Origin of the sequence: Streptomyces sp. LUP47B (assembly GCF_001746295.1) — a bacterium.
Classification (GTDB): domain Bacteria; phylum Actinomycetota; class Actinomycetes; order Streptomycetales; family Streptomycetaceae; genus Streptomyces.
On sequence record NZ_MJAH01000004.1, the window covers coordinates 440,439 to 453,124 of the forward strand.

Consider the following 12,686-nt stretch of genomic DNA (forward strand, 5'->3'; position numbering starts at 1 on the left):
CCGCCGCCCCAGGGGAAGGTGCCGCAGATGACGGAAGACCTGAAGAAGAGAGGTGGCCGGGAAGACCCCGCGGGGACTCTCGGCCACCAGACGGACCGGGTGGTGTTCGGCGTCACCGCCGTCATCACCCTGGCCTTCGTGATCTGGGGCTGGGCGGCGACGGACTCGCTGGAGGACGTCTCCACCTCCATGCTGGGCGGGCTGATCCACAACGGCGGCTGGGCCTTCATGCTGGCCGCCTCGTGCTTCGTGGTGTTCGCCCTGTGGCTCGCGATGAGCCGCTACGGCCGTATCCACCTGGGCGCCGAGGGCGAGGAGCCCGAGTTCAAGACCGTGTCCTGGGTCGCGATGATGTTCAGCGCCGGCATGGGCATCGGCCTGATGTTCTACGGCGTCAGCGAGCCGCTCTCGCACTACACGACCCCGCCTCCGGGCACGAGTCCCGCCAACTCCGGCGAACGCATGGAGACGGCGATGGCCACCACCCTTTTCCACTGGACCCTGCACCCCTGGGCGATCTACGCGGTGGTCGGCCTCGGCATCGCCTACAGCACCTTCCGCAAGCGCAGGCGGCAGACCATCAGCGCCGTCTTCACCCCGCTCATCGGGGAGCGGCACGCGAACGGCGGCGTGGGCCGGGTGATAGACATCCTCGCGATCATCGCCACCGTATTCGGCTCCGCGGCCTCTCTCGGTCTCGGCGCCCTCCAGATCGGCTCCGGCTTCCAGGAGCTGGACTGGATGGACGACGTCAGCACCGGTCTGCTCGTCACGATCATCGCCGTGCTGACCCTGGCCTTCGTCCTGTCGGCCGTCTCCGGCATCGAGCGGGGCATCCAGTGGCTGTCCAACACCAACATGGTGCTCGCCCTGATCCTCGCCGTGTTCGTGTTCATCGCCGGACCCACGATCATCGTGCTCGACCTGCTGCCCACCTCGGTCTTCTCCTACCTCGGCGACCTGCCCCAGCTCGCCGGACGCACCGAGGCCAGCGGCGGCAAGGGCGTCGCGGACTGGCTCGGCAGCTGGACCGTCTTCTACTGGGCCTGGTGGATCTCCTGGACGCCCTTCGTCGGCATGTTCATCGCCCGCATCAGCCGCGGCCGCACCATCCGGCAGTTCGTCGGCGGTGTCATCCTCGTGCCCAGCACGGTCAGCCTGGTCTGGTTCGCGATCTTCGGCGGTACGGCCATGAAGCTGAAGGAGGGCGGCGCGCTCGGCGGCGAGTCGACTCCGGAGGGCCAACTCTTCGGTGTGCTCCAGGAGTTCCCCATCGCCACCGCCACCAGCCTGCTGGTGATGATCCTGGTCGGCATCTTCTTCGTCTCGGGAGCCGACGCCGCGTCCATCGTGATGGGCACGCTCTCCCAGCGGGGCGCCCTCGAACCCGGCCGGTTCGTCGTCGTGTTCTGGGGCGTGGTCACCGGAGCGGTCGCCGCCATCATGCTGCTCGTCGGCAGCGGCCAGGGCGACGCGCTCACCGGTCTGCAGAACCTCACGATCCTGGCCGCCGCGCCCTTCGTCCTCGTCATGATCGGCATGTGCGTCGCCCTCATGCGCGACCTGCGCCGGGACCCGCTCATCGTGCGCGGCGAGATGGGCTCCGAGGCCGTCGAACTCGCCGTGATCGAGGGCCACAGGAAGTACGACGGCGACTTCGGGATCCAGATCGGCCCGGGCCCCGGCACCGAGACGGAGGGCGACCCGCTGGGCCACGACCACAGCTGACTACGGCGCACGTCGAGGAGGAGGTCGCGCCCTCTCCGACCGGTCCTCCTTCGACCATGCGTACGCCGCTCACGCCGGGCCGCGCCGCCCGGCGTGAGCGGAATGTCGCATGCCGTGCTCAGAGCGGCCCAAAGCCGGGAATACTCACACCATGTCTGCCGCATACGCGACCTTCGGCCTGGCACCGGCGATGCGTGCCGGTGGAGTTCTCGCCAACGGTGACTTCCAGATACACCGGGACTTCGTGGACTTCATCGTCGACGGCCGCCCGCTCCTCTTCCAGCTCTCCGACCTCGACGCCGTCTCCCCACTAGCCTCCGACGTCCCACCCGCGATCTTCACCGCCCAGGTCCGCAGCTTCCTGGGCGAGACGGACGCCCCGCTTCCCAGCGGCCGTCACGTCATCTACGGCTGCCCCGAGTGCGAGGACCTCGCCTGCGGAGCCGTCACCGCGGTCATCGAGCGGGACGGCGACGACTTCATCTGGCGGGACTTCGCCTGGCAGACCGAACAGGCCGTGAACCTCCAGCTCAACGGCTACCACGGCATCGGGCCGTTCCGCTTCCAGGGCGCCGAGTACCGCGCGGCGCTCGACTCCCTGCTCCGAGGCGGCACCGAACCGGAGGGCGCCCGCCGCCGCGTCCTGCTCATCGGCGCCCGCGTCGCCGTCCTCGCCAAACTGGCCGCCGCCCTGCGCACCATCGGCATCGGCGCCGACATCACCCATGAGGTGGGCGCCGTCCACGCCGACGAACTGCGCGGTTACGGCGCGGTCGCCTTCGGCCGCGCGGTCACCGAGGAGGAACGTACCGCTGTGCGCCACTCCTTCGAACGTGCGGGCGTCGACGTGACCTACGTCGAAGGCCTCGCCCCGATCATCCCGCTGCTCGTGGCCCAGATAGAGCACGCCCTGGACCGCAGCCCCGCCGAACGGCGCCGGCTGACCCGGCTGGTCGCCGCCGACGGCGAGGCGGCCGTGGAGGTCACCTCACCGTGCCGGGTGCGCCTGACGGCCTACCGCCTCGACCGGCTGTACCGCACCCACGCCCACGAGGTCTTCGACGGCGTCCTGGAAGCGGGCCGGCACCGTATCGCCCTGGGTGCCAAGGCGGTGCGGGGAGAATCGTTCGTGGTGGCGCGGACCTCGGGAAGTGTCCTGGTGGAGGCGATGGCCCGCTGAGAATCGACGCGCCGGGCATCCGCCGCGGCCATTAGGATCGACGGTCTGATGACTGCCACCCTCGTCGCCAAGAACCTCGCCGCCGGCCACGGCGACCGTTCCCTGTTCAGCGGGCTCGACCTCGTCGTCGCGCCCGGAGATGTGATCGGCCTGGTCGGGGCCAACGGCGCGGGCAAGTCCACGCTGCTCAGGATGCTCGCGGGCCTGCTCGCGCCGGAGGAGGGGGAGCTCCGGCTCTCCCCGCCGACGGCGACCATCGGGCACCTTCCGCAGGAGCCCGAGCGGCGCCCGGGCGAGAGCGTGCGGGAGTTCCTCGCCCGCCGTACCGGAGTCGCCGAGGCCCAGCGGGTGATGGACGAGGCGACCCAGGCCCTGGTCGACGGGGCGCCGGGAGCGGACGACGCGTACGCCACCAGCCTGGAGCGCTGGCTGGACCTCGGCGGCGCCGACCTCGACGAACGCGCCGAGGAGGTCGCCGGTTCGCTGGGCCTCGCGGTCGACCTGGACCAGCCGATGACGTCCCTGTCGGGCGGCCAGGCGGCACGAGCGGGCCTCGCCTCCCTGCTGCTCTCCCGCTACGACGTCTTCCTCCTCGACGAGCCGACCAACGACCTCGACCTGGACGGCCTGGAGCGCCTGGAGCGGTTCGTGAAGGGCCTGCGCGCCGGCACCGTGGTGGTCAGCCACGACCGCGAGTTCCTCACCCGCACCGTCACCAAGGTCCTCGAACTCGACCTGGCCCAGCAGCAGATCACCCTCTACGGCGGCGGCTACGAGGCCTACCTGGAGGAGCGCGAGGTGGCCCGGCGGCACGCCCGGGACGACTACGAGGAGTACGCCGACAAGCGGGCCGCCCTCCAGGACCGGGCGCAGATGCAGCGCTCCTGGATGGACAAGGGCGTGAAGAACGCGCGCCGCAAGGCGAACAACGACAACGACAAGATCGGCCGCAAGTTCCGCAGCGAGGCCAGCGAGAAGCAGGCCGCGAAGGCCCGCCAGACCCAGCGGATGATCGAGCGACTCGACACCGTCGACGAGCCGCGCAAGGAATGGGACCTGCGGATGGAGATCGCCTCGGCCCCGCGCTCGGGCGCGGTCGTCGCGACGCTGCGGGACGCCGAGGTCCGCCACGGCGACTTCGTCCTCGGCCCGGTGTCCCTCCAGATCGACTGGGCGGACCGGGTGGCGGTCACCGGCGCGAACGGCGCCGGCAAGTCGACGCTGCTCGGCGCCCTGCTGGGCCGGGTGCCGCTGACCGCCGGCCAGTCCTCCCTGGGCTCCGGCGTCCTGATCGGCGAGGTCGACCAGGCCCGCGAGCTCTTCCACGGCGAGGAGGCCCTGCTGGACGCCTTCTGCGCGGCGGTCCCCGACACGGAACCGGCGGAAGTCCGCACCCTCCTGGCCAAGTTCGGCCTGAAGTCCGACCACGTCCTGCGCTCGGCGGCGACGCTGTCGCCGGGTGAGCGGACCAGAGCGGCGCTGGCGTTGCTGCAAGGTCGAGGAGTGAACCTGCTGGTTCTGGACGAACCCACCAACCACCTCGACCTACCGGCGATCGAACAGTTGGAATCGGCGCTCGATTCCTACGAGGGCACCCTGCTGCTGGTCACCCACGACCGCCGAATGCTGGACGCGGTGAGGGTGAACCGCCGCCTGGAGCTCTCATCGGGCAAGGTGACGGAAACCCCCTAGGGGCGCGGGGCTGTATCGATATGCGGCTCCGCCGCGTGGGCGCGACCAGCCACAACGGGCCGGCCGCGCCCCACAACCGCTACCGCCCCTTCTTCTTGGAATCCAGCAGCCCGGCCTTGCGCAAGGCGTCGGCCATCGCACTGTTGCCCGGAGCAGGCGCCTGCTGCTGACGAGGTTGCTGCCGCTGCTGAGGAGGCCGCCCGCCCCGCTGCTGCTGTCGCCGCTCCCCACCGGAGGGCTTCGCCGCCGCCTCGTCGTCCAGCCGCAGTGTCAGGGAGATCCGCTTCCGCGGAATGTCGACCTCCAGCACCTTCACCTTGACGATGTCACCGGGCTTCACCACATCCCGGGGATCCTTGACGAACGTCTTCGACAGCGCGGAGACATGCGCCAGACCGTCCTGGTGGACACCGACGTCGATGAACGCCCCGAACGCCGCCACGTTCGTCACGACCCCCTCCAGCACCATCCCAGAGACGAGGTCGGAGATCTTCTCGACGCCGTCCTTGAAGGTCGCCGTCTTGAAGGCGGGCCGAGGGTCACGCCCCGGCTTCTCCAGCTCCTTGAGGATGTCGGTCACGGTGGGCAGACCGAACGTCTCGTCCACGTAGTCCTGCGGCCTGAGCGAGCGCAGCACACCGGTGTTTCCGATGAGGGAGGCGACCTGCTGCCCCGCCGTCTTCACCATGCGCCGCACCACCGGGTACGCCTCGGGGTGCACGCTGGAGGAGTCCAGCGGGTCGTCGCCGCCCCGAATCCGCAGGAAGCCCGCGCACTGCTCGTAGGCCTTGGGACCCAGCCGGGCCACCTTCTTCAGCTCGGTGCGCGCCTTGAAAGGACCGTTGGCATCCCGGTGCGACACGATGTTCTCGGCGAGCCCGGAGGTGATCCCGGAGACCCGGGCGAGCAGCGGGGCGGACGCGGTGTTCACGTCGACCCCCACGCCGTTCACACAGTCCTCCACCACCGCGTCCAGTGAACGCGACAGCTTCACCTCGGACAGGTCGTGCTGGTACTGGCCGACGCCGATCGACTTCGGGTCGATCTTCACCAGCTCGGCCAGCGGGTCCTGGAGCCGGCGTGCGATGGAGACCGCGCCGCGCAGCGACACGTCCATGTCCGGCAGCTCCTGCGAGGCGAACGCGGAGGCCGAGTACACGGAGGCGCCCGCCTCGGACACCATGACCTTGGTGAGCTTCAGCTCCGGGTGCTTGGTGATGAGTTCACCGGCGAGCTTGTCGGTCTCGCGGGAGGCCGTGCCGTTGCCGATCGCGACCAGCTCGACCGCGTGCTCCTTGGCCAGCCGGGCCAGCTTGGCGATCGCCTCGTCCCACCTGTTGGCCGGGACGTGCGGGTGGATGACGTCGGTGGCGACCACCTTGCCGGTCGCGTCGACCACGGCGACCTTCACGCCCGTACGGAAGCCGGGGTCCAGGCCCAGCGTCGCGCGCGTGCCGGCCGGGGCGGCGAGCAGCAGGTCGCGGAGGTTGGCCGCGAAGACGTTGACCGCCTCGTCCTCGGCGGCCGTACGCAGCCGCAGCCTGAGGTCGATGCCGAGGTGCACGAGGATGCGGGTCCGCCAGGCCCAGCGGACCGTGTCCGTCAGCCACTTGTCGCCGGGACGGCCGCGGTCGGAGATCCCGAACCTGTGGGCCACGATGCCCTCGTAGGACGACGGTCCCTCCGTTGCCTCCTCCGGCTCCAGGACGAGGTCGAGGACCTCCTCCTTCTCGCCGCGCAGCATCGCCAGGATCCGGTGCGAGGGCAGGTCGGTGAAGGGCTGGGCGAAGTCGAAGTAGTCGGCGAACTTGGCGCCCGCCTCCTCCTTGCCCTCTCGCACCTTGGCGGCCAGCCGGCCGCGCACCCACATGCGCTCGCGGAGCTCGCCGATCAGGTCGGCGTCCTCCGAGAAGCGCTCGGTCAGGATCGCCCGGGCGCCGTCGAGCGCGGCCTGCGCGTCGGGCACGCCCTTGTCGGCGTCAACGAACGCGGCGGCCGCGGCGAGCGGAGCGACATCCGGGTCCCCGAGCAGGCCCTCGGCGAGCGGCTCGAGGCCGGCCTCGCGCGCGATCTGCGCCTTGGTGCGGCGCTTCGGCTTGAACGGCAGATAGATGTCCTCGAGGCGCGCCTTGGTCTCCGCGCCCCGGATCCGCGCCTCCAGCTCCTCGGTGAGCTTGCCCTGCTCACGCACCGAGTCCAGGATCGCCGTCCGCCGCTCCTCCAGCTCCCGCAGATACCGCAACCGCTCCTCGAGCGTGCGCAGCTGCGCGTCGTCGAGCATTTCGGTGGCTTCCTTGCGGTAGCGGGCGATGAAGGGAACCGTGGAACCGCCGTCGAGCAGTTCCACGGCAGCCTTGACCTGCCGCTCCCGTACGCCGAGTTCCTCGGCGATCCTGCTTTCGATCGACCCTGCGCTGCTGGACCCGCTGGACCCGGGTGTCGTCACGATCCCGTACCGCCTTCTCACTGAGGTTGCGCGGCAATTGTGACAGGCGGCACCGACAGTCGGGGTCAGGGCGCGGTCATCAGGCCGTGGTCATCAGGCCCTGCGGCTCCTCGTGGAGCTGGACGCACCGCCGAACAGCCGGGCCACCGCCCGGAACGGCAGCGTGACCACGGTGGCGATGGCGCCACCGATCTGACGCAGGACGTCTGCGATCGCGCGGAACATGTGCATCCCCTTTCCTCTCCCGGCCACGACGGCCAGGAGAAGAACGGGTACCTCCTGGACGGCCCGGCAATCTTCGTGCCCCGGAAGTTTCAGCGCTTGCCGATCAGGTCCGAGGGATAGGCCCCCGCGGCCATCGCGGTACGCGCGAACCCGGTCGCGAGCTCCGTCAGCCGCCGTACGTCCTCGGCCCCGAGGTGCTCGTACGGGGCCCGGTCCAGCCGGTCGGTCTCGGCCTCGATCTCCTCCCGCAGGGCGACACCCCGCTCCGTCAGCTCGCCGTCGGCCTCCAGCAGCCCGCGCTCCCGGAGCCGTCCGACGGCCGCGTCCCACTCCTGCCGGGTCCAGCCGCGCGTGGTGAACACCCAGGACGGCGTCATGCCCCGGCCCGTCGCGGTGTGGGTCACCAGGGCTTCCAGGCCGTCGAGCCTCGCGGACATCAGGGCGGCGAGATGCCCGTCGCCCCGGTGCTCGCGCAGCAGCGTCGCGGCGTGCCAGAACGCCAGGTGGGGCTCCTGGGGCACGGGCAGGTCGGCGTGCGCGGAGTACAGCGGGCGCGCGGCGCGTGAGCAGGCCTCGGTGGCCCGCAGGGCGAGCCGCGCGGCCTCGGCCATCTCGTCGGATGCCACGGTTTGCTCACCCAGCAGGCGGCGCAGGGTCGCGTCGACGGCACGCACGCGTGCCGCCAGAACCTGCTCGGGCGTGGCGGTCCGCCACACCGCGGGTACATGCTCGGCCACCAACTCGTGCTTGTAGTTGTAGAACGCGGCCGTCACCGCCCCCGGGCCGACCGCCCCCAGTGGCGCGGCCCGCACCGCGAAGTTGACGGCCCTCGGGTGCGTGACGCCGATCGCGGCCAGCTCCCTGCCCAGGTCGGGAGAGAAGTAGTGCGCGGCGTGCAGGGAGTTGAGCGGGTTGTGACAGCGGCGGCCGGCGCGCGGTTCCAGGACGGCAGTAGTCATGGCGTGCAGGTTACCGACCGCTTGGTATCTCCTCTACGGGGGAGCTCCGCATGGCAGAAAAGGTGGGGAACTCGTCATTGCGGCCATCGTCGGCGCCCCCAAGAATCGGAGACATGGCGCAGCGAACCGTTCTCTTCGTCCTCTTCGACGGCATGCAGAGCCTCGACGTCACCGGCCCGCTGGAGGTCTTCGCCGGGGCCGAGCAGCACACCCCGGGCACCTACCGCATCCGTACGGCCTCGCTGGACGGCGCTCCCGTACGCACCTCCAGTGGCCTGACCGTCGTACCGGACGAAACCCTCGCGCAGGCCGATGCCCCGCACACCCTCCTGGTCCCCGGCGGCCAGGGCACCCGGCGCCCCGATGCGCGCCTCACCGACTGGCTGCGCGAGCACGGCCCCCGGGCGGAGCGGCTGGTCTCGGTGTGCACCGGTGCCATCCGGCTCGCCGAGGCGGGGCTGCTGGACGGGCGGCGCGTCACGACGCACTGGGCGTACAGCGACAAGCTCGCCCGCGACCACCCGGCCGTGGAGGTGGACCCCGACCCCATCTATGTGCGCGACGGGCAGGTGTCGACGTCCGCCGGCGTCACCTCGGGTATCGACCTCGCGCTCGCCCTGGTCGAGGAGGACCTGGGCCGGGACGCCGCCCTCACCATCGCCCGCCACCTGGTCGTCTTCCTGCGCAGGCCCGGCAACCAGGCACAGTTCAGCGCCCAGCTCGCCGCCCAGACCGCGGAGCGCGAGCCGTTGCGCGCGGTCCAGCACTGGATCACCGAGCACCCCGCCGGCGACCTGAGCGTCGAGGCGCTCGCCGCCCGCGCCCGTCTCTCGCCCCGCCACTTCGCCCGCGCCTTCCAGACCGAGACCGGCATGACGCCGGGCCGGTACGTCGACCGGGTCCGCCTCGAACACGCCCGCCGCCTCCTGGAGGACACCTCCGACGGCATCGAGGAGATCTCCCGCGCCAGCGGCTACGGCACCCCCGAGGGGATGCGCCGCGCCTTCGTCAAAGCCCTCGGCACGGCCCCTTCCGAGTACCGCCGCCGCTTCCACCCGACCCCGGCCCGCTGAAAGGACTCCCCGTGCAGATCGCCATCGTCCTCTACGACCGGTTCACCGCCCTGGACGCCGTAGGACCGTACGAGACCCTCGGTCGTCTCCCCGACTCCGAGGTCGTCTTCGTCGCCGAGCAGACAGGCCCCGTCCGCACCGACAGCGGGAACCTCGCGCTGATCGCCGACCGGACCCTGGCCGCGGTGCCGAACCCCGATGTGGTGGTCGTCCCGGGCGGTCCGGGGCAGACCCCGCAGATGACGAACGAGGCCCTCCTCGACTGGATCCGCGTCGCCGACACCACCAGCACCTGGACGACGTCCGTGTGCACCGGCTCCCTGCTGCTCGCGGCCGCGGGCCGCCTGGAAGGGCGTCGGGCGACCTCGCACTGGCTGGCCCTCGACGAACTGAGGAGGTTCGGGGTCGAGCCGACGGGGGAGCGGGTCGTGACGGACGGCAAGTACGTCACCGCGGCCGGCGTCTCCTCCGGCATCGACATGGGGCTCGCGCTGATCGGCCGTATCGCGGGCGAGTTCGTCGCCCAGGCCGTACAACTCGGCATCGAGTACGACCCGCAGCCGCCCTACGACGCAGGAGCCCCGCAGAAGGCGCCAGCTGACGTCGTCGAGCTGCTCCGGTCGAGGAGCCGGTTCATCCTCGGCCAGGAACCGACCACGTGAACCGCGGCTGACGGCGCTCCAGGAACGCAGCGACGCCTTCCGCGGTGTCGCCGCTGCCCCGCGCCTGCCCGGCCCAGTACGCGTCCCGGTCCGAGCGGCCGTTCGCGAACTCCTTCGCGGCGGCCTGCGTCAGCTGCGAGCGGGACGCCAGGATCCGGGTGAAGTCCCCTACCCGCTTGGCGAGTTCGCCCTCGGGCAGCACCTCGTCGACCAGGCCCGTGCGCAGCGCACGCTCCGCGTCGATCAACTCCCCTGAGAACAGCAGATACTTGGCGGCTGCCGGGCCGACCAGCGACACCAACCGCCGGGTGGAGGACGCCGGATACACGATCCCGAGCTTCGCCGGGGTCACCCCGAACAGCGAGCCCTCCTCGGCGAACCGCAGATCGCAGGCCGCCGCGAGCTGCGACCCGCCACCCACACAGTGCCCCCGGATCGCCGCCAGCGTCGGCTTCGGGAACGCGGCGAGGGCCTCCTCGGCGCGCACCGCGAGCCCCTGCGCCTCCTCGGGAGATTGGCGCAGCGTGGAGATGTCGGCGCCCGCGCAGAACGTGCCGCCCTCACCCGTCAGCACGAGCGCCCGTACGCCCGGGTCGGCGGCCAGCGTGTCAAGGAGCGGGGGCAGCGCCCGCCACATCGCGGCCGTCATGGCATTGCGCTTGGCCGGATGGTGGACTACGACGGTAGCGACCGAGTCGGTGACGGTGTGCAGCAGCTGCGGCTCCGAGAGCTCCATAGCGTCGGATGCTAGTCGTACGCCTCGACCGTACGATCAAGAAGGGGCCGCAGCACGAGGAGGCCCCGCATGGCAGTGAACAAGGCGGAGAACCCCGAGACGGCCAGGCTGAGCCGCGATTTCGGGTGGCTCGCGGCGCTCGGTGTGATCCTGGTGCTCGCCGGACTCGTCGGGCTGGTCTACACCGGTGTGGCCACACTCACGTCGATGATCCTGTTCGGCTGGCTCCTGCTGATCGGCGGCGTGGTCGGACTGCTGCACGCGGTCCAGGCCCGGGGCTCCAACTTCTTCTGGCTCGGTGTCGTGGTCGCCGCCCTGAACATCGCGGCCGGCGTCGTCGTCATCGTGCGCCCGGACGCGGCGGCCGCGGCTCTGACCATGTTCGCCGCGCTGCTCTTCCTGACCGGCGGGGTGTTCCGGCTGGCCGGCAGCCTGGTGGTGCGCGGGCCGCAGTTCGGCTGGACCCTCGTGCAGGGCGCCTTCGGTCTGCTGCTCGGCATCCTGGTGCTGGCCTCCTGGCCGAGCAGCAGCAAGTACGTGATCGGCTGCTTCTTCTCGCTCGCCCTGCTCTTCGACGGTCTCGGCCTCATGGCCACCGGCTTCGGTGGCCGCAAGATCGTCGGAATGGTCACGGAGCAGCATGAAGCCGCCTCCAAACCGACACAACCCGAATAGTTTCGCGCGGAATCGGTCAGAGACGTTCGATATCGGCTGACTTCTGTTCAGGTATCCGGGGTGGAGTGACGTGCTGCCAACACTCGACATGTGGTGACAATCGAGCGCAAGGGTGGCGACCGAAGAATGGACGACCATGGGCGCGGGTCCGGCCCTCGCCCACCGGACAGCGGAGAAGACCCCCTCGACCCGGGCGTACCGGATCCGCTGCCGTACGAGGGTGTGTGGAGGTTCACCGCACCCGCTGTCGACGCGTCGGTCCCGCAGGCGCGACACGCCGTGCGGGACCTGCTGTACCGCCAGGGAGTGCCCGTCTCGGACGACCTCGTCCAGGGCCTTCTGCTGATCGTGTCCGAGCTCGTCACGAACGCCGTCCGGCACGCGGCCCTGCTCTCGCCGATGCTCGCCGTGGAGGTGGCCGTGGGCGCGGAGTGGGTGCGGGTGTCCGTGGAGGACAACCACCCCTACCGGCCGACTGCCCTGGAGGCCGCCCACAGCGAGACCGGGGGCCGGGGGCTGCTGCTGGTCCGTGAGATCACCCGGGAGGCGGGCGGGGTCTGCGACGTCGAGCACACGACCAGCGGCGGCAAGGTGATCTGGGCCGCCCTGCCGCTCAAGTCCGTGCGCGTGTCCTGAGGGCGGTCACCAGCCGGCGGAGAGGCCCGTCAGCTCCCTGACCGCGGGGCGGGCCGCGTCCAGCACCGTCATGAACCAGGACGAGAAGGGGTCCTTCGCGTGCCGCTCCGCCAGCTCGTCCGGCGTCACGAACACCGTCGCGCCGACCTCCTCCGGATCCGGGGCGGGCGGGGACTGCACCATGCCGACGAACAGGTGGTTGTACTCCTGCTCGACCAGACCCGAGTCGGGGTCCGGGTGGTTGTAGCGGACCGTGCCCGCCTCGGCGAGCAGCGACGGGGAGACGCCCAGCTCCTCGTACGTCCGCCGGGCCGCCGCCGCGAAGGGCGCCTCGCCCGGGTAGGGGTGGCCGCAGCAGGTGTTGGACCACACGCCGGGGGAGTGGTACTTGCCGAGCGCCCGCTGCTGGAGGAGCAGCCGGCCCCGCTCGTCGAAAAGGAACACCGAGAAGGCGCGGTGCAGCTGTCCCGGCGGCTGGTGGGCGGCGAGCTTCTCCGCGGTGCCGATCGTCACACCGTGCTCGTCGACCAGCTCCAGCAGGATCGCGTTCGCGGTGCCGTTCGACGGAGTGTGCGTCGTGGTGGCAGGTGTGGTCGGCATACCCATCCTTCACATCGGTCTTCGCGCCCCAAGTGTGCCGCACGAATCCGGCACTCCCGGCAGTTGATCGTGCC

The 12,686-nt window shown here is 70.9% G+C and carries 12 protein-coding genes; 7 read left to right on the top strand and 5 right to left on the bottom strand.

All coding sequences use genetic code 11. The features are described from left to right. Positions 1 to 27: 27 nt before the first annotated feature. The 3 genes from BFN33_RS15565 to BFN33_RS15575 all read left to right on the top strand — a co-directional run bounded on the left by BFN33_RS15565 (position 28) and on the right by BFN33_RS15575 (position 4,600). A complete protein-coding gene (locus BFN33_RS15565) occupies positions 28 to 1,728 on the top strand; it encodes a BCCT family transporter (RefSeq protein ID WP_079140834.1) in 1,701 nt (566 codons plus the stop codon). A gap of 151 nt (positions 1,729 to 1,879) precedes the next feature. Continuing rightward, positions 1,880 to 2,908 (top strand): oxidoreductase, encoded by a 1,029-nt coding sequence (locus BFN33_RS15570; protein WP_069760617.1) that lies wholly within the window; start codon positions 1,880 to 1,882, stop codon positions 2,906 to 2,908. Between the two features lie 48 nt (positions 2,909 to 2,956). Next, positions 2,957 to 4,600, top strand: a complete 1,644-nt coding sequence (locus BFN33_RS15575) for an ABC-F family ATP-binding cassette domain-containing protein (RefSeq protein ID WP_069760618.1) — start codon at positions 2,957 to 2,959, stop codon at positions 4,598 to 4,600. A gap of 79 nt (positions 4,601 to 4,679) precedes the next feature. Here the strand turns inward: BFN33_RS15575 and BFN33_RS15580 are convergent, their stop codons facing one another. The 3 genes from BFN33_RS15580 to BFN33_RS15585 all read right to left on the bottom strand — a co-directional run bounded on the left by BFN33_RS15580 (position 4,680) and on the right by BFN33_RS15585 (position 8,230). After that, positions 4,680 to 7,046 carry a Tex family protein gene (locus BFN33_RS15580; protein WP_069760619.1) on the bottom strand — a complete coding sequence of 789 codons (2,367 nt, stop codon included), beginning with the start codon at positions 7,044 to 7,046 and terminating at the stop codon, positions 4,680 to 4,682. Between the two features lie 93 nt (positions 7,047 to 7,139). Next, positions 7,140 to 7,271, bottom strand: a complete 132-nt coding sequence (locus BFN33_RS54300; protein WP_256122763.1) for an LPFR motif small protein — start codon at positions 7,269 to 7,271, stop codon at positions 7,140 to 7,142. A gap of 89 nt (positions 7,272 to 7,360) precedes the next feature. After that, entirely contained in the window at positions 7,361 to 8,230 is an 870-nt protein-coding gene (locus tag BFN33_RS15585; protein ID WP_069760620.1) for a hypothetical protein, read from the bottom strand. 113 nt (positions 8,231 to 8,343) lie between these two features. On the opposite strand from BFN33_RS15585, the gene BFN33_RS15590 reads away from it, so the two are divergent. Next, on the top strand, positions 8,344 to 9,303 hold the full coding sequence (locus tag BFN33_RS15590) for a GlxA family transcriptional regulator (protein WP_069760621.1): 960 nt from the start codon (positions 8,344 to 8,346) through the stop codon (positions 9,301 to 9,303). Between the two features lie 11 nt (positions 9,304 to 9,314). After that, complete coding sequence (locus BFN33_RS15595; RefSeq protein WP_069760622.1) at positions 9,315 to 9,965, top strand: DJ-1/PfpI family protein; 651 nt, start codon at positions 9,315 to 9,317, stop codon at positions 9,963 to 9,965. On the opposite strand, the gene BFN33_RS15600 is transcribed toward BFN33_RS15595, so the two are convergent. Next, positions 9,937 to 10,701 (bottom strand): enoyl-CoA hydratase/isomerase family protein, encoded by a 765-nt coding sequence (locus BFN33_RS15600; protein WP_069760623.1) that lies wholly within the window; start codon positions 10,699 to 10,701, stop codon positions 9,937 to 9,939. The two genes, BFN33_RS15595 and BFN33_RS15600, sit on opposite strands and share 29 nt — an antisense overlap. Before the next feature lie 69 nt (positions 10,702 to 10,770). Here BFN33_RS15600 and BFN33_RS15605 point away from each other — a divergent pair, with 69 nt between their 5' ends. Together BFN33_RS15605 and BFN33_RS15610 are read left to right on the top strand one after the other, a co-directional pair. Beyond that, positions 10,771 to 11,376 (top strand): HdeD family acid-resistance protein, encoded by a 606-nt coding sequence (locus tag BFN33_RS15605; RefSeq protein WP_069760624.1) that lies wholly within the window; start codon positions 10,771 to 10,773, stop codon positions 11,374 to 11,376. Positions 11,377 to 11,502: 126 nt separating this feature from the next. Further along, positions 11,503 to 12,012, top strand: coding sequence for an ATP-binding protein (locus BFN33_RS15610; protein ID WP_079140835.1), 510 nt, complete (start codon positions 11,503 to 11,505; stop codon positions 12,010 to 12,012). Between the two features lie 6 nt (positions 12,013 to 12,018). On the opposite strand, the gene idi is transcribed toward BFN33_RS15610, so the two are convergent. Beyond that, the gene (idi, locus tag BFN33_RS15615; RefSeq protein ID WP_069760626.1) at positions 12,019 to 12,612 is read right to left on the bottom strand and encodes an isopentenyl-diphosphate Delta-isomerase; all 594 of its coding nucleotides are present in this window, start codon (positions 12,610 to 12,612) and stop codon (positions 12,019 to 12,021) included. Between the last annotated feature and the right edge of the window lie 74 nt (positions 12,613 to 12,686).